Source organism: Pedobacter sp. BAL39 (assembly GCF_000170795.1).
Taxonomy (GTDB): Bacteria; Bacteroidota; Bacteroidia; order Sphingobacteriales; family Sphingobacteriaceae; genus Pedobacter.
The window spans coordinates 1-21630 of the sequence record NZ_ABCM01000024.1 but is presented as its reverse complement, the minus strand read 5'-3'; the positions used below and the strand labels follow the sequence as shown (position 1 = coordinate 21630).

The 21630-nt window shown below is 45.8% G+C and carries 12 protein-coding genes; 10 read left to right on the top strand and 2 right to left on the bottom strand.

Annotated features, from left to right (window positions below; genetic code table 11):
- Window positions 1-19 precede the first annotated feature (19 nt).
- Window positions 20-661 (bottom strand): DUF47 domain-containing protein, encoded by a 642-nt coding sequence (locus tag PBAL39_RS21885; RefSeq protein ID WP_008245742.1) that lies wholly within the window; start codon window positions 659-661, stop codon window positions 20-22.
- A 226-nt stretch (window positions 662-887) separates the two neighbouring features.
- Between PBAL39_RS21885 and PBAL39_RS21880 the strand changes: the two genes are divergently transcribed.
- The 4 genes from PBAL39_RS21880 to PBAL39_RS21865 are packed head-to-tail and all read left to right on the top strand — an operon-like array spanning window position 888 to window position 8600.
- Window positions 888-4106, top strand: coding sequence for a SusC/RagA family TonB-linked outer membrane protein (locus PBAL39_RS21880; protein ID WP_008245741.1), 3219 nt, complete (start codon window positions 888-890; stop codon window positions 4104-4106).
- 24 nt (window positions 4107-4130) lie between these two features.
- A complete protein-coding gene (locus PBAL39_RS21875) occupies window positions 4131-5594 on the top strand; it encodes a SusD/RagB family nutrient-binding outer membrane lipoprotein (RefSeq protein ID WP_039867430.1) in 1464 nt (487 codons plus the stop codon).
- Between the two features lie 26 nt (window positions 5595-5620).
- Window positions 5621-7174: a DUF5689 domain-containing protein gene (locus tag PBAL39_RS21870; protein WP_008245739.1), complete on the top strand. Its 1554-nt coding sequence runs from the start codon at window positions 5621-5623 to the stop codon at window positions 7172-7174.
- Between the two features lie 10 nt (window positions 7175-7184).
- Complete coding sequence (locus tag PBAL39_RS21865) at window positions 7185-8600, top strand: calcineurin-like phosphoesterase family protein (RefSeq protein ID WP_232282997.1); 1416 nt, start codon at window positions 7185-7187, stop codon at window positions 8598-8600.
- A gap of 64 nt (window positions 8601-8664) precedes the next feature.
- Here the strand turns inward: PBAL39_RS21865 and PBAL39_RS21860 are convergent, their stop codons facing one another.
- Window positions 8665-9819 (bottom strand): acyl-CoA desaturase, encoded by a 1155-nt coding sequence (locus PBAL39_RS21860; RefSeq protein WP_008245737.1) that lies wholly within the window; start codon window positions 9817-9819, stop codon window positions 8665-8667.
- A 176-nt stretch (window positions 9820-9995) separates the two neighbouring features.
- Between PBAL39_RS21860 and PBAL39_RS21855 the strand changes: the two genes are divergently transcribed.
- The 6 genes from PBAL39_RS21855 to PBAL39_RS21830 form a co-directional block, all read left to right on the top strand.
- Complete coding sequence (locus PBAL39_RS21855; RefSeq protein WP_008245736.1) at window positions 9996-11006, top strand: LacI family DNA-binding transcriptional regulator; 1011 nt, start codon at window positions 9996-9998, stop codon at window positions 11004-11006.
- A gap of 696 nt (window positions 11007-11702) precedes the next feature.
- The gene (locus PBAL39_RS21850) at window positions 11703-14684 is read left to right on the top strand and encodes a SusC/RagA family TonB-linked outer membrane protein (RefSeq protein ID WP_008245734.1); all 2982 of its coding nucleotides are present in this window, start codon (window positions 11703-11705) and stop codon (window positions 14682-14684) included.
- A 15-nt stretch (window positions 14685-14699) separates the two neighbouring features.
- Window positions 14700-16292: a RagB/SusD family nutrient uptake outer membrane protein gene (locus PBAL39_RS21845; RefSeq protein WP_008245733.1), complete on the top strand. Its 1593-nt coding sequence runs from the start codon at window positions 14700-14702 to the stop codon at window positions 16290-16292.
- Between the two features lie 18 nt (window positions 16293-16310).
- On the top strand, window positions 16311-17324 hold the full coding sequence (locus tag PBAL39_RS21840; RefSeq protein ID WP_008245732.1) for a SusE domain-containing protein: 1014 nt from the start codon (window positions 16311-16313) through the stop codon (window positions 17322-17324).
- Between the two features lie 68 nt (window positions 17325-17392).
- On the top strand, window positions 17393-19840 hold the full coding sequence (locus PBAL39_RS21835) for a glycoside hydrolase family 31 protein (RefSeq protein WP_008245731.1): 2448 nt from the start codon (window positions 17393-17395) through the stop codon (window positions 19838-19840).
- A gap of 12 nt (window positions 19841-19852) precedes the next feature.
- A partial coding sequence (locus PBAL39_RS21830) for a glycoside hydrolase family 13 protein (RefSeq protein WP_008245730.1) occupies window positions 19853-21630 on the top strand: 1778 nt, incomplete at its 3' end.

The window sequence follows — 21630 nt, the reverse complement described above, 5'->3', positions numbered from 1 at the left end:
AAAATGGAAAAAATGTGTTTTAACCGTTTTTGATGAGGATGCTTTCCAGTACGTTTGCGACGTCATCACATTTATCAGTGGCCAGTTCGAGTGTCTGCAGGATTTCTTTTTGTTTGATGAGCTCGATGGTGTCCATTTGTGATTCAAATAGATCAGCAAGGGTGTGGTGACAAATCTGATCGGCTTGGCTTTCACCTTTGTAGATTCTCAGGCACACTTCAGAGATCAGGCGTGCATTTCTGAAGTTCCGGAGTTCCGCTAAGGCAAGGTTGAGGTCTTTGCACATCTCTTTGAGTAGTTGCGCCATTCGGATCATGGGCTTGTTAAGTTCCAGGATATGATAGAGATCAATATTGATGGCCACATTATAGATATGATCGGCAATGGCGTATAATGAACTGATCAGTGAATGGATGTCTTCTCTGCTGAATGGAGTGATCATACTGGTGCTGAGGCCGAGGAATACTTTTGTGCGAATTAGTGCTCCTGTATGTTCCATTCGTTCGATGTCTTTAATATAATTCTTTCGCACTTCTTCATCAGTAGTGGTCAGCGCAAGTAAGAGGGTCTCAGAAATGGCGACCAGATTTCCGCCGCACTGTTCAAATAAAGGCTGGAACTTTTTATCCTTCGGAATGAAAATTTTGAAAAGATTGTTCATGGCTGATTCGATATACACTCAAAAATATCAATCATAATATTAAGGGATGATGAAATTTCTGATAACAGATTTTCAGCTAATGATAAATGCAGATAAAAGTGACAAGCGGTTAAAGTAAGGTTAACGAGGTGTTAACGGTTTCTTAATGAGCTCGCGTTGATCTTTGCAGCAAATTATCAAAGAGTTAAAAAAGCGTATGAATAAAATTTCTACTTATCATCTGCGAATGTCAAAGAGATCCATTGGTGTAATTTTGGCACTCGGATCGGTGTGTGTGCAGGTTCCGCAAATATTAGTAGCCGCGACGAAAACGTCATTTGAGCAACAATCAGTTCAGGTCAACATCAACATCAGGGGAGTGGTGCGGGACCATGCCGACGGCAACCCACTGCCGGGTGTGACCATTTCCGACCAGAGCCGTAAAGTGCTGGGGGTTACCAATAACGATGGTGTCTTTAACATCTGGGTGCCCAAAGGAGCCGAGCTTTCGTTTAATATGCTGGGATATGCCCTTCAAAAGAGAACCTATCAGGCAGATCAGAAGGAGGTCATCATCCAGCTGAGCAGCAACGCCAGTGACCTTGAAGAGGTGGTCGTCACTGCACTCGGCATCAAGAGAGACGAAAAATCACTGGGATATTCTACTACTACAGTCAAAGGTGAAGACCTGACGAAAGCGCTGTCCAACAACTGGACAGATGCCTTATCTGGAAAGGTGGCGGGTTTAAACCTGGTGAGGTCAAATGGTGGTCCTGCGGGCTCCAATAAAATTATCCTGCGTGGAGAGAACAACCTTACCGGTGCGAATGACGCGCTTGTGGTGATTGACGGAGTGATCATTAATCAGGGAAGTGGTCGTGCCACAGGCTATGGAGGTTCCGGATACCTCAGTGATAATGATTCGCCAGTGGATTATGGTAGCGGACTGGGAGATATCAATCCAGAAGACATTGAAAATGTAACCGTCTTAAAAGGCCCTGGTGCAGCTGCATTATATGGGCAGCGTGGTGCAAATGGTGCCATCATCATCACTACTAAATCCGGACGCAAGCAAAAAGGAGTCGGTGTGACGCTGACCTCGAATACCGCTATTGAAAGCATCAACCGCTGGCCGGACCTGCAATATGAATACGGACAGGGCGTTGATGGTGACAATTATTATTCTTATAACGCCTCTGCGGACGGTCCGAGCACACGGAGTACCAGTTCTGCGTGGGGGCCCAAGTTTAACGGGCAGGAATATTTTCAGTACGATCCCATTACCCATACACAGTCGACCGTGCGGACACCATGGGTACCTTATGTAAATGATTCCAGGAAGTTTTTTGATACCGGCCGTACGTTTACCAATAGCGTCACGTTGGATGGAGGGAATGAAAATACTTCAGCGAGGTTTTCTGCTACAAATGTAAACAACAAATGGATACTGCCGAATACGGGATATGACCGTACTTCTGTTGCATTATCCATCAATCAGAAAGTAAATGATAAACTGCAGATTGCGGCAAAGGTAAACTACAACAACAAGTCGAGCGACAACCTGCCTTCGACGGGATATAATAACCAGTCGATCATGTACTGGTACTTGTTCTGGCAACCAAGTGCATCTATCGATTGGTTAAAAGATTACTGGCTGCCAGGTCAGGAAAACATTAAACAAAGTTTTCCTTTCAGCAGTTACCCGGATAATCCATATCTGATCTCCAATGAGATGCTGAACACCTCCAACAGAGATGGGATCACCGGAAATATCCAGGCGACTTATCATTTCACGAAAGACCTGAGCCTGATGGTAAGAACAGCCCTGGATCAGTCGCAGGACAAACGCACCCAGCAGAAACCTTACGATACTGAACGCTTCAGAAAGGGGATGTTCCGTACGCAGAACATTTTTTCGAAGGAGATGAACAGCGACTGGCTCTTACGTTACTCAAAAAAAATAGGGAAGGATTTTGATGTATCCGCATCAGTTGGGGGAAGTACATTAAAGAATACCTATACAAAAGACGAACTGCGTGCCGATTCAATGGCTTATGCAGGAGTTTATTCGCTGGCGAATGCTGCGGGGGTGACTGTTCCCTTTCCTTACAGGAGTAAATATGTGATCAATAGTTTATATGGTTTATTTACGGCCAGCTATAAAGACTACCTCTTCCTGGATGTAACGGGCAGAAATGACTGGAGCAGTATCCTGGCCAGTCCGATGAGCACTTCCAATGTGTCCTTTTTCTATCCTTCAGCAAATGCCAGCTTCCTGCTGTCGGAGGTGCTGGAGATGCCAAAGGCCGTTTCTTTTGCCAAGATCAGGGCTTCGGTAGCGGGAGTAGGTAGTGGGGAAAATGAGGCCTATCGTACATCTGTTTTCTACAACTCCATACCTAATTTTCCGGGGGGCCTGGCCAACCCATCTCAGCGTGCAAACCCAAATCTGAAATCTCTCCTTACCGTTAGTTATGAGGTTGGTGCAGATGTACGTTTCTTTGACAGCAGGATCGGTATTGACATTGCGCTTTATAAAGGAAACACGAATAATCAGATTCTTTCCTCAGTAGTAGACGCGTCCTCTGGATACAGAACGGTTGTGGTAAATGCCGGTCTTGTGCGCAACCAGGGAATTGAGATCGCAGCGAATGGTACACCTCTGAAAAGTAAAACTGGCCTGAACTGGAACATCTTTACCACTTTTGCCGCAAACAGCAACAGGATCGTGGAGCTGACCTCTGATCTTGGGGAGATGATCCTGCAGAATGGTCCTGGTAGCCGCGGTGCCATTATTGCACGCCCGGGGGGCAGCATGGGTGATCTTTATGGAAGGGGTTATGAACGTGCACCTGACGGGCAGATCATTTATGATCAAAACGGATCTCCGATCATCAGCACTGAAATGAAATATATCGGAAATACCAACCCGGCATGGAAAGCCAGTATAGGCAACAACTTTAAATACAAAGACTTCTCCTTCAGCTTCCTGTTCGATTCCCAGTATGGAGCTGAAGCCTACTCTCTTTCTGCTGCGGTACTTGCAGAACAGGGAAAGACTACCAATACCCTACCTGGACGTTACAACGGCATTATTGGTAAAGGAGTACAAAGAAATACAGACGGCTCCTTCAGGCCAAATGACGTCATTTCCAGGGATGCATGGACTTATTATACTGCGCATTACGGAAGGGACAATGTGGAGGGAACCACCTATTCCACCGACTACATCAAATTGAGAGAGGCGCGTTTTGACTACACCCTTCCTGCAAAATATGCCGGCCATCTGGGGCTGCAGCGAGTGACGGTTGGGGTATTCGGTAGGGATCTGCTCACCATCACCAAATGGCCAATATTTGATCCTGAGTTTGGTACCCTGGATGGCGCCAACATCAATAGGGGATTTGAATATGGACAGTTTCCTTCAACCAGGTCATTCGGGTTAAACATCACCGTAGGTTTATAGTTAGGAATTGAAATTATACTCAAGATGAAAAAGAACTTTAATCAAAATATAAAAATAGCTATCCTTTTAAGTATGGCCATTACCATGGGGTCGTGTAAAAAGGATTTCAAGGAACTTAATACAAATCCCAATGCAATTGCCTATGCCACTCCACAATCATTGCTGGCCCCGGCACTGACCGAGATGGTGTCTGCAAATATGAACCGCAGTCAGCGTGTTAACAATGAGCTGATGCAGGTTACTGTAAATATGGGAGATACAGAAGGTAAGATTTTCCGGTATGAAATACGTACCTCAGAGGCCGATTACTTGTGGAATTCATGGTATATCCAACTCAGTAACTTCAAGGACATCTACACGGGCGGTGAAGCCAACCTGAATTCTTCTTATAAGGCAGTTTCATTGATTTGTCAGGCATGGACCTATTCCCTTTTGACAGACACTTATGGTGATGTACCATTCTCGCAGTCCAACCAGGGCAAGGATGGAGAACTTACACCAAAATTCGATCAGCAGAAAGACATCTACGACGGCATTTTCCAGATGCTGGAAAATGCCAATGGATTATTGAAGGAGTCTAACAACGCTGGCAATGCCATTGCCGCTAACAGCGATCCTGTTTTTGCCGGTTCCCGTGATAAATGGAGAAAGTTTGGGAATTCGTTATTTTTAAGGTTGCTCCTAAGGGCCTCAGGAAAGAGCGATCTGCCGGTAACACAAAAGATCAAAGAAATGGTGGAAACCAAACCTGCCGAGTATCCGATAATGACCAGCAACGATGATTCTGCCATTTTAAGGTGGACGGGTGTTGCTCCCTATGTTTCTCCGTTTTCGACCTGGCGTGAAGCAGATTGGTATGGCCCTAAGCTTGCCAGCTTCTTTGTCGATAACCTGAATGAATGGAGCGACCCGCGGATCCAGAAATGGGGCTCATTATATCAGGGAGAATATGAAGGTATTCCGAGCGGTTATGCGCCAGGGCAGGCGCCGGAGGGGAAATCATCTCTGATCACTACACTCAGAAGCAACCCCTTACTGGGCAACATCATGAATTATGGGGAGCTGCAGTTGATTCTTGCAGAAGCAGCACTTAATGGCTGGATTAGCAGTGCCGCTGCAAAGAACTATTACGAAACTGGTGCAACCAGTGGCATTACGCTATGGGGTGGCGCTGTACCTGCCAACTACCTTACTTTTGAAAAGGTAAAATGGGACGATACCTACACTACAGATCAGAAAATGGAGCTGATTCATCTGCAGAAATACTATGCGATGTTCTTTACAGACCTTCAGCAGTGGTTTGAATACCGCCGCTCCAGTCATCCTAACCTGCCTAAAGGCGCCGGATTGGGCAACAATAGGGTCATGCCCGCAAGGTTAACCTACCCGGTATATGTCCAGTCTGCAAACGGTGAAAATTACAGAGCAGCCGTAGCTACGCAAGGAGCAGATTTAATCAGCACAGAGATGTGGTGGCAAAAACCATAATTCATTCATTAGATAAATTCATATCCATGAAAACAAGATTTATATATATCATCATGCTTATTGCTTCCTTCGTATGGTCGTCCTGCGAGAAGCACAATTATGCGGAGGGCACGCAGAGTCCGGTTACCTCCGTTGCGGACTTGAGGGCATTGCACAAAGGTACTGATGTTACCGTTAACTCCGACGACCTCAACGAAGCACATCAGATTACTGGTGTGGTCATTTCTGACGCCGAAGGAGGAAATATCCCTTCCGGGATCATCATCCTACAGAACACCTGGAGAAACAAAACGAGAGGTATTGTTATCGCTTCCAGCACTGCGGGAAGTTATAAGAGTGGCGATTCGCTCCTGGTCTCCATTGACGGGGGGGTCCTCAAAAGAATCAATGGCTCACTACAGTTAACCGGGCTTGCTGATGCTGCCATTAAAAAGATTTCCTCTGGTAATCCAACGAATATACAAGCGGCGTCTAGTTATAGCATTAACCTTAAACCTGGCGACTATGAAAGTACGCTGGTACAGGTGAAGTCGGCAATCGTCAACCCAATGCCCCTTCCAGGAGGCACTTTAGCGGGAGATAAAAACATCATCAACGGTGCGGACAGCATTGTCCTGCACACCGAAGCGACGGCAACTTTTGCCGATACTGAGCTTCCTGCAAGTGCCTCATTTGCAGGGGTACTCTTTCTGACACAGTCTGCATCGGGAACGGTAGTGCCCCAGGTATGGCCCCGCAGTGCTGCCGATATTACCGATCAGGTGGCACCAGTGGATCCAAATGGGCCTGGACTTGGAAAGTTCCCGGTACTGATTACAGGATTTGTAAATGACGCCAAGGGTGGTGATGGGAACTACGAATACTTCCAGTTCCTGGCCACAAAAGATATAGACTTTGAAAAAACACCGATGGCAGTGGTGACCTGTACCAATGCTGGTGGAGCAGCACCTTATGCTGGAACAGCACCCGGAGGAGGCTGGGCGACAGGTGGGGGAAGGACCTACAAGTTCAACCTGACCACAGGAAAGGTTTCTAAGGGAGATTTCTTCTATGTAGGCGGAAAAAATAAAAAAATCAATGGACCAAACTCTACCGATATCAGCGCATCTATGTGGATCTCTGCGCTCGACTACGTCAATAATGATGGTGATGGTTTTGGTACCAAAAGCGGAGGACTCTTGCCGAACAGTGGTAATGCAGGTGGTATCGCGATTTTTGAGGGTATTAATGTAACAGAAACATCGGTGCCTGTTGATGCTGTCTTCTTCGGAGGTACAGGGAAAACAACCATCTTCAATGAAGCCAGTAATACTGGTTATCGTGTGCCAGATAATGATCATTACAGTGCAGTAGATGCAGGAACATCTGCCAGTCAGCCTTTCTTCTACCAGGGCGGTAACCTGTACGTGATTCCACATCAGAGCCCGGCAGATCTTGGTATGTTCGTGAAGCTTGGTGGGGTATTTAATACAACTACAGAATCCTGGACCACAAAAAGGGCACACGTATTTTATCTGATGACCATGACCTCGGCAGTGTCGGAAATAGAAACCGGGGATGTTACCCAAATAAGCAACTGAAAAGGATATCATGATGAATAGAAGATCATTTATACAAGGCATGGGCTTCCTTACTGGAAGTGCTTTCATCAGCCTCCAGTCGGATGCCTTTGTCAACCTGAAACGCAGTAAAACGATTACCGGCAAGGTCATGTCTGGTAAGAAGGGAATCTCCAATGTGGTCATCTCCGATGGGTTCTCTGTTGTACTGACCGACAAAAGAGGGAATTACAGCATCACCCCTCATGAGCTTGCCGGCAGTATTTTTATGAGTACGCCATCAGGCTATGAATTTAAGACAGATTATCACATCGCGCGACAGTATGAAACACTGGGCAGCAGAAATCAATATGACTTTCAGCTGGAGCCCTTAAAACGGAACGATTCCGATCATACCTTCCTGATCTGGGCTGATCCGCAGGTGAAAACAAAAAAGGATGTGAAACAGATGATGGAAACTGCAGTTCCTGATGTACAGCAGCTGCTGGCTTCCTTTCCAAAGGGTACTTTAGTCCATGGCATTGGGGTAGGGGATCTGGTATGGGACAACCATGCTCTGTTCGCAGATTATAACGCTGCCGTAGCACAGATGAAGATCCCTTTTTTCCAGGCGCTTGGTAATCATGACATGGACTATCGCATGGGTGGCGACGAGACATCGGACAAGACCTTTAAGGAAACATACGGGCCTACTTATTATTCGTTTAACCGTGGCCGTGCACATTATGTGGTCCTGGATAATGTACGTTACCTGGGGACAGAGCGGGAATACGACGGTTACATTACTGAAACCCAGCTGGAATGGCTGAAAAAAGACCTTCAACATGTAGAGAAAGATGTCTTGCTGATCATTAACCTTCACATTCCGGTATACAATCAGGTGAAAAATAAAGCTGATTTTTACGCGCTGCTAACTGGATACACCAATGTACATGTCATGTCGGGGCATACACATATTAATGCCAACAACATTACTGATGGCATCTTTGAGCACAACCATGGAGCAGTATGTGGCGCATGGTGGACCGGCCCGATCTGTGGTGATGGAACTCCTCGCGGATATGCCGTATACGAGGTGAAAGGTACAGAGTTAAGCTGGTATTATAAGGCTACCGGGATGGACAAAAAAGAACAAATGACACTCTATCCGGAACAATTAACGGACCAGGTACGGCTGATTGCCAATGTATGGAATTGGGATCCGGAATGGAAAGTAACTTACTATCTTGATAGCCAATATATAGGGCCGATGGAACAGCAGCAGGGGCTTGATCCGATGGCATTGAAATTATATAAAGGTCCGGAATTGCCAAACCCGAGGATGTTCGTCGAGCCTAATGAAACAGACCACTTATTTATTGCACATTTTAAACCTTCCGTAAAGACGGTGAAAGTAGTTGCTACCGATCGTTTCGGAAATGAATTTATAAAAGAGGTGACGATATAATTATTGCTAATTTGTATTGAAACCAGGCCGCGCTGTTACTGCCTTTACAGTGCGGCACTTTTATTTACTGACCAATTATGATGATTTTCTTTGTGATCACCGGCAGTTTTTCTTTATCCCTAAGCACTATTTTCTTCTGATATGCGTATTTCCCGAGCTTTTTTAACATCTGGTAATGTGATTTTAATGCTGTTAAAAATGTTGGATATTCATTGTATGGAAGATTAAAATCAGTGGCCGTCTGTTTCACAATTTTTCCAATCGCCGGGTAATGGATGTGGCAGATCTTCGGAAAAAGGTGATGCTCGATCTGCCGGTTTAGTCCTCCGCATAAAAAGGCGAGGGTTTTGCTGTCTCCGGCGAAGTTTGCCGTAGTCAATAACTGGTGAACAGCCCATTCTTCGATGATATTTCCTTGCTTGTCAGGATGCGGAAAGCTGGTAGACTCCACGACATGTGCCAGTTGAAATACCAATCCGAGCACCAGCCCCTGACTAAACTGCATGATGAGAAAGCCAGCGATGAACTCGTACCATCTGATGTCCATCACCATTAATGGAAGCGCAATAAACAGAAGGTAATAGATGGCTTTATAAAAAAAGAGCTTAAAATATTCTATCCTGGGATGGATCATGACATGTTCCCCGACTTTTTTCTGAAAAAATTTCTTGTAGTCTTTTCTAAATACCCAGGATAACATGGCAAAGCTATATAGCATAAATGCATAATAATGTTGGTACTGCTGCAGCCTGTTCACTGGTTCGTCATCTGAAAAGCGGATCAGCCCAGGAGCAACATCGATGTCTTCATCGTGGCCGGCGATGTTGGTATAAGTATGGTGTACAATGTTATGGCAGATATTCCATACATAAGGACTGGCACCAATCAGGTTAAAAATAAAAGCAAAACGTTTATTGACCGCCTTATTTGCTGAAAGTGAATTATGGATGGCGTCATGACAGATGTTAAAGCCAACGAAGGCAGAAAACATGCCCAGTAACACGCACAAGGGAATCATCACTACCAACGGGAAATTCCCCAGTAGCAGGGACAGGTAGAGGGCTGTAAGTCCGGAAAGGAAAAATACCACCTTTATCCACATGGCCTTATTCGCATGTGTATCCATGTTTTCTTCCCTGAAGTAGGTATCAATGCGCTTTCGTAATGTGCTGTAAAAGGTAGATTTGCTGGTATTCGTGAACTTGATTTTCCTGGTCATAAATTATTTCCCCCAAGAATCTCAGTTTTCCCCGGTATGATTTGTGTAAGATACAGTAATCGATTACAAAAGAATGAGTAATCTATGTTATATTTAGTTACGAAATTATGTGCCGTTTCGATTTTCCATCTATATTTACATCATTAATGATTTTCTAAGGATCGTTAGGGAAATAGATGCAGAACTTCAATATCAAGGAATTAGCTAAAGCACTGGGGCTTTCCACGTCCACAGTGTCAAGAGCTTTTAGGGATAACAGCGATATCAGTAAGGAGACCAAAGAACGTATTCTGGCGAAAGCCAGAGAATTCAATTATCAGCCGAATCACTACGCGAGTAACCTTAGGGAACAGCGCAGTAAAACGATTGCGGTAATTGTCCCGGAACTGGCAAATAACTTTTTCTCCCAGGCGATTCATGGTATTGAACGTGTGGCCCGCGACAAGGGGTATCACATCCTCATCTATGCGACCGAAGATGATTATGAAAAGGAAGTTTCTTTTATCAGGCATTTACACAACGGCAGGGCAGATGGGATCATCATGTCTGTATCAGGCGAAGCCAACGACCATACCTATCTCAATGAACTGAGTCAGAAGCGACTTCCGCTTGTGTTTTTCGACAGGGTGTATGAAGACATCATCACCCCAAGGGTCATCACTAATGATTACGACAGTAGCTTTTCGGCCACTGAACACCTGATCAAGCAAGGCTGCAAAAAGATTGCTTATCTGGTGATCAATAAAAACCTGTCTATAGGTAAGTTCAGGATGCAGGGATATATCGATGCTTTGGCTAAATATGAGATCCCTTTTGATGACCGCCTTGTGGTAGACTGTACCAACAGTTACGCTAAAAATAACCTCATTCTCAAACGACTGCTGGTAGATGTTGGTCCGGATGGAGTGTTTACCTCTGTAGAGCGCCTGGCTTTTGCTACTTATTATGCCTGTTACGACCTGAACATTCAGATCCCCCAGCAGCTGCGTGTGATCGGTTTCTCCAGCCTGGAAATTGCACCTCTGCTGAACCCTTCGCTCACCACGGTAACCCAACCCGCAACAAAGATTGGTATTGAAGCAGCAAATCTCCTGTTCAAGATGCTGGAGGCGCCGGAAACCGTCGATCCTAATGAAGAGATTGTGTTGAATTCCAAGCTCATTAAGAGACGGTCGACAGAAAAATAGACGCCTGCCACCCCTTATTGATACCCTGTTCCTCTTTTCCCAGGAAATGTAGCTCAATTTTTAGAACTGAAGCCGTCCTTATCAATTCGATGCTGATTTATTTTTCCCACCTGAAGAGTTCATGTTCCCGATGCGAATTATTGATCTTCAACGTCCGGATTTCTGTCTGGAATCCGCTGTTTTTCCAAGCCTGAATTCCCGGTTTTTTCTGTTCTTAATCTGCTGTTTTTCCAAGCCGAAATTTCCTGTTTTTTCAAGCCGGAATCAGCTGCCTCTTTAAACTTAAAATCACTGAGTTTTTTGTAAAAAAAAAGGTCCCAACTACCGTTTTACGCCGCGTTTTCAGGAGTCTTTCAAAAATGTTACAAATCGCTGACAAATAGCGCCGGGAACGTTCCCGGTATCGTTCCCGGTAAATGGAATAAAAACAGTAATGTGTAATAAATACACTATTGGTCAATATGCTTTTTTTTAAAATGTTGATGTACAGGTATTAAAGCGTGTTTTATTGACTTTTAAGGTCTAATAGTTGGAAAATTATCTCTCTTTTTTGTGTCAATATGACGTATAAAATATGGCTTCTGAAAAAATAAGGGTATAAAATTTTGATTTATCCAGACCTCCTGTACATTTACTCAGAACGTTATTACATAAAAGATTAACCAAATATTTACACCCTAAAAACGAGTTAAAAATATGAAAGTATTTTACCTTCTGAAGCCTTGTTTGCTACTGTTGATTTTGCTCACAGCCATTACAGTTCAGGCTCAAACCAGCTCCATAGCCGGAACAGTCCTGGACGAAACCGGGCAACCGCTTCCCGGAGCTTCTGTACAAATCAAAAGCGTAAATAAAAGTACATTTACCGATGCCGTGGGTAAGTTCCGTATTACAGGAATGACGAATGGCCCGGTGATCATCACCGTTAGCTATATTGGCTATCAGACCTTAGAGCAACCGGCTACAATCTCTGGAAATACGGTGATCAGCATCTCTGTAAAACCCGATGCGCAGAACCTCAATGAGATTGTCGTCATTGGTTATGGTGCAGTACAGAAGAAAGACCTTACCGGTTCCATCACTACTGTCGGATCCAAGGACTTTCAAAAAGGTTCGATTACCACCCCTGAGCAATTGATCCAAGGTAAAGTAGCCGGTGTGAACATTACCTCCAACAGTGGGCAGCCAGGTGGCGGAAGTGTGATCAGAATCCGGGGCGGGGCATCACTGAATGCCAGCAACGATCCACTGATCGTGATCGATGGTGTTCCTTTCAGTGGCAATACCATCGGCAATGCCCCAAGTCCGCTGGCACTCGTGAATCCCGATGATATCGAAACGATGACTGTGCTGAAGGATGCCAACGCAACGGCCATTTATGGCTCAAGGGCCTCCAATGGTGTCATTCTCATTACGACAAAAAAAGGGAAAAGCGGTGCGCCGGTCATTAATTTTAGTTCCAACAATTCTTATGAAACGGTAGCCAGGAAAGTAAATGTGCTTTCTGCCGGTCAGATCCGTGATTATGTGAATCAGAATGGCAACAGAAGTTATGATGATGATCCAGCACATACCTACATTTCCTTATTGGGTGGTGCAAATACAGACTGGCAGAATGAAATTTACAGGAATACCTTTTCTACAGACAACAACCTGAGCATTTCCGGAGATTTTAAAGGTGTTCCTTACCGGATCTCTGGAGGTTATCTCGACAAACAAGGTCTGCTCATTACCGATGGCTTTAACCGTGCCACAGGTGGCATCAGTTTGTCGCCAAAACTTTTCAATGATCACCTTAAAATCGACCTGAACCTTAAAGGATCACTTACGGAAGCTCATTTTGCAAATGGCGGTTCCATCGGTGCAGCCATACAATTCGATCCTACTCAATCGGTAAATGCCAGCAATCAGTTTGGTAACTACTTCGAATGGATACAGGGAGCGGTTCCAAACCCCAATGCACCGAGAAATCCTGTCGCACTTATCCGTTTGCAGGATAACAACGGAAATACTGAACGTAGCTTTGGTAACCTTAAAATGGACTATTCTTTTCACTTCCTTCCAGAGCTGCATGCCAACCTGAATCTGGGGTATGATGTTTCCAAAGGATATGGCATGATTCGCGTTCCCGAATATGCCGCGCAAAGTGCCAGCACTCAGGGATCCATCAGCAGATCCCTCGGCACACAGAACAATAAAGTTTCCGAATTTTACCTGAACTATGTGAAAGATGTTAAAGGCATCAAAAGTAAGTTCGACGTCACTACCGGTTATGGTTATTATGACAACTCTTCGACCACGTTCAACATTCCTACTTTCAGAGGAAATGGTGTAGACCTCATCACCACACCTGTATTTCCTTTTGGTCTGGAGCGTGAAAAATTGCTTTCCTACTACGGACGTTTCATCTATACGCTTGCAGATAACTATATCCTTTCCGCAACCATGCGTGCAGATGCGTCCTCCCGCTTTTCTGAAGATAACCGCTGGGGATATTTTCCTTCCATTGGCTTCACCTGGAGGGCAATTGGAGAAAGCTTCCTTCGGGACAGCAAAGTGGTGTCAGACCTGAAAATCAGACTGAGCTACGGTGAAACCGGTAATAAAGACGGCATCGGCAACTACAACTATCTTTCTAAATATTATGCCAACAGCAACCAGGGACAGTACCAGATTGGCAATACTTTCTACAACTATTACACCCCTGCAGCGTACGACCCTGACCTGAAATGGGAGACCACCACGACCTATAATGCTGGTCTAGATTACGGTTTCTTCAACGGACGTATCTATGGTAGCGTGGATGCCTATTACAAAAAAACAAAAGACCTGTTGTCGACTGTGGATATCCCTTCAGGAACCAATTTCAACAACCGGTTGCTGACCAATGTGGGTAACATGGAAGTGAAAGGTCTGGAAGCCAGCATCAACTTCTCCGCCATCAGAACAGAAAATGTAAATTGGGACTTTGGTTTCAACATGGCTTACAACAACCGCGAAGTGACCAACCTGTCACTGAACCCTGACCCCAACTTCATCATCGATGCAGGAGGGATTACAGGCGGTACTGGTATCAACATTAAATACAACGCGATCAACCACGTTCCCGGATCGTTTTATGTTTACAAACAGGTATACAATGAAAATGGAATGCCGCTGGAAGGCGTTTACGAAGATCTTGACGGAAATGGCATCATCAATACCGGCGACCAGTATTTCTACAAAGCCCCGGATCCTAAGTTCACTTTCGGCTTCAACACATCCTTCAATGTTAAAAAATGGACCATCAGCACGGTGCTAAGGGCAAACCTGGGCAATTACGTTTATGATAATGTTTCCTCCAACTTTGGTGTGCGCAGCAATATCCTCAGCCCAAGTGGAATCATCAACAATGCAAATTCGGACATCTACAATACCAATTTCACCAATAACCAATATCTGAGCGACTACTATATCAAAAACGCATCATTCCTGAAAATGGACAATGCAGGAATCGCCTATAACGCTGGTCAATTGTTCAAAGACAGGGCTACCACGCTGCGGATCTCAGCCAACGTACAGAACGTTTTTGTGATCAGTAAATACAAAGGACTGGATCCGGAACTACCAACAGGAATTGATTTCAACCTGTACCCTAGACCGAGAACCTACACCCTGGGACTGAATGTTGGTTTTTAATTATAAAAGGAGAAAATGATGAAAAGTATATATAAAATATTGGGCCTGACAGCAATCTTATGGCTATCTGTCTCTTCATGTAAAAAAGATGCACTCAACCTCAGACCGACGAACGATCAGGTTGCAGACAATGTATACAGCACGCCTGCAGGTTACAAGCAGGGATTGGTTAAACTTTATGCCAGTTATGCACTCACCCATTCCAGTGGCGCTTCTGCAGAGAGCGATATTGGTGGATTAAATCCAGGATTTACCGACTTCCTGAGGTTGTTCTGGATGAGCCAGGAACTGACTACCGACGAAGCGGTTTGCGCATGGAATGACACCGGTATCCCTGAGCTGAATCAGATGACATGGGCTGCGGATAACATCTTTATCCGTGGGCTCTATTCCAGGGCCATCTATCAGATTACAGTTTGTAACGAGTTCCTTCGCGAGAGCACTCCTGAAAAACTATCTTCCAGGGGAATTACCGGAAACGACGCAACAGACATTCAGCGTTACAGGGCCGAAGCCCGGTTTTTAAGGGCCTTTCAGTACTGGATCTTGCTGGATGGTTATGGCAACCCTCCTTTTGTAACCGAGAACGAAACTATCGGAAAAGTACCCCCACAACGCATTACACGTTCGGCACTGTTCAATTATGTGGAATCGGAGTTGAAAGCGATCGAAGGAGATCTTGCTGATGCCAGAACAAATGAATATGGACGTGCAGATAAAGGTGCCGACTGGGCCTTATTAGCAAGGTTGTACCTGAACGCTGCGGTATACACAGGAACACCAAAATATACGGAGGCCATTACCTACTCCAGTAAGGTCATCAATGGAGGTTATTCCTTGTCGCCGACTTACAAAAACCTGTTCTTAACAGATAACAATGTCACCAGTAAAAATGAACTGATCCTCACCATCAATTACGATGGTTTACATACACAGAATGATGGTGGTACCACCTATCTGATCAATGCGGCCATTAATGGAGACATGAACCCAACTGCTTTCGGAGTGCCTACAGGTGGCTGGGGAGGTAACAGAAGCCTGATGAACCTGCCGATGCTGTTTGGTGATTACAGCGGCAATACCGATAAAAGAGCCATGTTCTTCGGTACTAAACTGGCTACCGATGAGCTCAATGTATTCACGGATGGGCTACGGATCACGAAATTCAGAAACGTAAGTTCTGCGGGAATTCCGGCACCTTCTATTGAGGGTAAGTTCAGCTCTCTGGATTTTCCACTCTTCCGCCTTGGCGAACAATACCTGATTTATGGTGAGGCCGTTGCCCGTGGTGGTGCCGGTGGTACAGAGGCGCAGGCCATCTCTTATGTCAACAACCTTCGCCGCCGCGCTTATGGCAATGCTTCAGGAAATGTGAGCAATGTCAATGTAGACTTTTACCTTGACGAACGTGGACGCGAGTTGTACTGGGAGGGTTTCCGCCGCTCCGATCTCGTGCGCTATGGAAAGTACACCAGTGCCAGTTACCTGTGGCCCTTCAAAGGAGGTGTAAAGGCCGGTAGAGGGGTAGACAATACCCGGAACCTGTTTCCTATTCCTGCGGCAGACCTCATTGCCAATGGAAACCTGATCCAAAACGATGGTTATTAACCTTTAGCAAATTCTGATATGAAATCATTCATCATAAAATCTGTTTCCCTGGGTATGGTCGTTGCCAGCCTTTGGTCCTGTAAAAAGGATGAAACAAGAACTGTTTCTACGGTTGCTCCGGCAGGAACATTGACAACATCAACTACAAATGTCAGCCTGGTGCAGGCAAATGCTGCGGCAACAGCCTTCACGCTCAGCTTTCCTGCGGCATCGGTCACAGGATATGCCATTCCTGTAACCAGCACCATACAGCTCGACCTGAAAGGCCGCAATTTCTCCGCACCTACGGAGGTGGTACTGGCGGGCACTAGTTATGCCCCTAAAGTGAGCGACTTTAATGCGATGTTGCTTGCCCTGGGCGCCAAAATAGGGACCCCCGCAGAAATCGAAGTCCGCCTGGAATCCAAGCCCTCCGAAAATGCCATTACCTATTCCAATGTCATCACGCTGAATGCAACGGCTTACTCTGCTGCCTCATGGGTATATGCTCCCGGAGCATATCAGGGCTGGGCACCGGAAACAGCCGATAGCCTTGTGTCTCCAAACAGCGACGGCATTTATGCCGGTGTGTTAGTGATCACTCCAGGCAACTTTGAATTTAAGATCACCCCTGTCAAGTCATGGACACTGTCTTATGGTGATGCAGGACAGGGGATGATCAGCAGCAGTGCATCTGCAAACCTGAATGCGCTGACCGCTGGCCTTCACCTGGTAACGGTAGATATGGCCGCGAAAACCTTTAAAATTGAAGATGTCAAACAATGGTCCATCATCGGCAGTGCCACACCGAGAGGCTGGGATTTCGATACGGACATGAAGTTCATTAACGATGGCAAGGGTACATGGAAAGTGACTGCCGATCTCGTTGCGGGTGCAATGAAGTTCAGACAGGCCCACGATTGGGGTACCAACTATGGCGGTAGCGGTGGCAATGCAGAGCTTGGCGGTGGTGATATCCAGGTGACAGCCGCAGGGAATTACACCATCACCCTTGACATCCCCAACCTGAAATACACACTTGTTAAAAACTAATTTTCAATCATGAGGCCATCCTGAGCATTCAGGCACCTGGATGGCCTCATTTCCTAGCTCATTATCAGATGTTCAAACGATCCGCTTCATTCCTGATCTTTATTGTCGCAATCCCTGCCATTATCTATGCCCAATCGCCCGTAGTGCTGCCGGTTGGCAATGTGACCAACACCACGATTGAAAAGCAGAAGGTTTCCCTGACCACAACAAATGCTAAGGCGGAAATTACGGTCTACAGTGCCAATATGATCAGGGTAAGGGTAGATAAACATCAGCTCCGGCCCGATTTCTCCTATGCTGTTATTGCCAGGCCGCTGACAACAAAATCCGATATCAGTGAAACTGCAGATGTCATCAGCATTACTACCGACTCCCTGAGGGCTGTTATCACCAAAAAACCTTTTGCAGTAACCTTTTACACACTGAATGGCCAGGTCATCAGTCAGGATGAGAAAGGACTCCAGGCCAGCTGGGTAGCTGAGGAGGTGACCGCCTATAAACATTTACAGGATGGGGAGCGCTTTGTCGGCCTCGGCGAAAAAACCGGCAACCTTGACCGTCGCGGCAGTGGTTACACCAACTGGAATACCGACGCCTTCGGTTATGCAGTAAATCAGGATCCGATCTACTCCATCATACCTTTTTACATCGGGATTCACCATGGACTGAACTATGGCATTTTCCTCGACAATACTTATCAGAGCGACTTCAACTTCGGTGCAAGCAACGACCGTTTTTCGTCTTTTGCTGCGCAAGGGGGAGAACTCAATTATTATTTCATTTATCACAAAAAGCTGGCAGACATCATCGCTTCCTATACCGCCTTAACGGGAAGGATGAAGATGCCGCCGCTATGGAGCCTTGGCTACCAGCAAAACCGCTATAGCTACTATCCCGAAACAGAAGTCATGCGCATTGCCCAGACCTTAAGAGAGAAGAAGATTCCCGCAGATGGCATCACGCTCGATATCCATTACATGGATAAATACAAGCTTTTTACCTGGGATAAAGAACGTTTTCCTGATCCTTCAGCCATGAACAGCAAATTGGAAAAGATGGGCTTCAAGACTACCGTTATCGTGGATCCCGGTATTAAAGTGGAGAAAGGTTATGAAGCTTACGAAAGCGGATTGAAAAACGACATCTTCGTGAAGTATACTGATAGTACCAACTACACCGGACAGGTTTGGCCGGGATGGTGTCATTTTCCCGATTTCACCAGTCCGAAAGGTCGTGCCTGGTGGAAAGACCAGGTGAGATACTTTGCCAATACCGGAGTTTCCGGCATCTGGAATGACATGAACGAGATTGCTACCTGGGGGCAGAAGATGCCCTCGAACATACTTTTTGACTATGATGGTGCCGGCGCCACAAACAAACAGGCACACAATGTATACGCCCTGCAGATGGCGCGTTCCAGCTACGAAGGGGCCGTTGAAGCTACACAACAGCGTCCATTCATTCTGACACGTGCGGGTTATGCGGGCCTCCAGCGCTATACTGCCATCTGGACGGGCGACAACAGGTCGGAGGATGACCACATGATTGCAGGTGTCCGTTTGCTCAACAGCCTTGGTATGAGTGGCGTGCCTTTCACGGGCATGGATATCGGCGGGTTCACCGGCAACCCCTCTATTGCACTGTATGCACGATGGATCCAGATTGGAGCCTTCAATCCTTATTTTAGAAACCATACTGCTGTAAATACAAAATCTTCAGAGCCCTGGACCTATGGAGAAGAGGTGCTGGAGATTTCCAGAAATTACATCAACCTTCGCTACCAGTTGCTCCCTTATCTCTACAGCCACTTCTACCAGGCCTCACAAACAGGCATGCCAGTGATGCGTTCCATGGCCATAGACTACACCTTTGACCCTCAGGTTTACGATATACAGTTTCAGAACCAGTTTTTCTTTGGCAATGCCTTTATGGTGGCGCCATTTGAAAGCAAAGAACAGTTTGGAAAGGTCTATTTTCCGAAAGGTTTATGGTACGACTTCTATAACGATCAGCAGCAGCAGGGATTACAGGAAAAAATTATCCAGCTGAGCATGCAGCGCCTGCCGGTATTTGTAAAAGAAAGCAGCATCATCCCGATGCAGTCGCTCATCCAGTCGACTGCAGAACTGCCAACAGATACCCTGAGCATTCACCTTTATAAAGGGACCGTCACCAATAACCTCCTTTATTATGAAGATGACGGCAAAAGTTATGACTACGAAAAGGGCATCCGCTATGAGCGTCTCATCAGTTATGATCCCATAAAAAGAAGTATCATTTTCTCTTCGGTAAATGGTACATTTAAATCAAAATTCAATCATTGGAAACTGGTCTTCCATGGCTTCAGTGCGCAGGATAAAATAAAGGGTACATCGGCGGTCAATGCTGAGAAAATGGCCTTTCTGACGCCTGTTTCCAAGTTTGATCCGCAGGGAAATGCCAATGCACCGGAAACCATCAACATCAGTACAATGGTCATCGGCAACAGTAACAACAAATTTTCCATTACTTACTAATCCATTGATATCATGAAGCGACTATTTCTGTTATATACTCTCCTCCTTGCCAGCATCACCTTTGCACAAGCGCAACAACTGGAACGCATTGAGCCGATGTTCTGGTGGACAGGCATGCACAATCCGAAATTACAGCTGCTCGTGCATGGTAAAGGAATTGGCAGTATGAAGGCTCAGCTCAGCTATGCGGGCGTAACCCTGGCAAAGGTACATCAGGTGGAAAACCCAAACTACCTCTTCCTTGATCTCGAGATTGCTGCCGATGCAAAAGCCGGGAAATTTCCAATTGTCTTTACCGGCGGCAAAAGGAAACTGCAGTATGTATATGAACTGAAAACCAGGGACCAGTCGCCGGACAGGATCCAGGGGGTAAGCAGCAAGGACCTGATCTATCTCCTGATGCCCGATCGTTTTGCGAATGGCGATCCAAAAAATGATGTCGTAAAAGGCATGGAAGAAACAGCCCTCAACAGGGACTCTATGTACTACAGGCATGGCGGAGACATTCAGGGTGTGATCAATAAGATGGATTACCTCAAAAACCTTGGCGTTACCGCCATCTGGATGACACCAGAAATTGAAAACAATATGAAACAGGCTTCCTATCATGGATATGCCGCAACTGACCATTATAAGATCGACCCACGTTATGGCACGCAGGCACTTTACAAATCTTATGTAACGCAGGCCCATGCAAAGGGATTGAAGGTCATCAAAGATATTGTGCACAACCACATGGGCAGTAACCATTGGTTTTTCAATGACATGCCGATGAAAGACTGGGTAAATCAATGGCCGGCCTACACGCAGACCAGCTACAGAGATGAGCCTGTGATGGATCCTCATGCTGCGGAATCCGACAAAAAGAAAATGCTTGATGGCTGGTTTGTGCCTACTATGCCCGACTTTAACCAGAGGAATCCTTTTGTTCAGAATTACATCACTCAAAACCACATCTGGTGGATTGAGTATGCAGGGATCGATGGTTTACGTCTGGATACCTATCCTTATAACGATCCGGAATATATGCGCGACTGGGCGATAAAAGTGAAAGCAGAATTTCCTACATTATCTATTTTTGGTGAAACGCTGGTCAATAGCGTGGCTGCACAGGCATACTTTACTGGCGGCAATACCATCAGAAAGGGCTTTGATACCGAACTTCCAGGCATCACCGATGCGGTTATCAAAAATGCGGTCTATGAAGCCCTCAATGGCAAAATTGGATGGACAGACGGCATCTTCAGGTTATACACCACCTTGTCGCAGGATTTCCTCTATCAGGATGCCTCCAAAAATGTAATCTTTCTTGATAACCACGACATGAGCAGGTTTTACTCTGTCGTCAATGAAGACCTGGACAAGTTCAAATCGGGGATATCTATCCTGCTTACGCTGCGGGGAATTCCGCAGCTCTATTACGGCACGGAAATCCTGATGAAGAATTTCTCCAACCCAGATGGTCTGGTACGTTCCGACTTTCCCGGTGGATGGAAAGGAGATGCTACAGATAAATTTAAGGCCAACGGCCGCACGGCACCTGAAAATGAAGCATGGGACCTCATCCATACCCTTGCGAACTACAGAAAAAACAGCCCCGCCCTGCAAACCGGAAAGATGATGCAGTATGCACCTGAGAACGGGGTATTTACCTATTTTAGATATATGCCTGATGGCAAACGGACGGTCATGGTGATCGTGAATGCCGAGGATCAGCTTAAAAACTTAGATATAAATAGATTTGCAGAACGCATGACTGGCATTACTTCTGCATGGAATATTGTGACAAA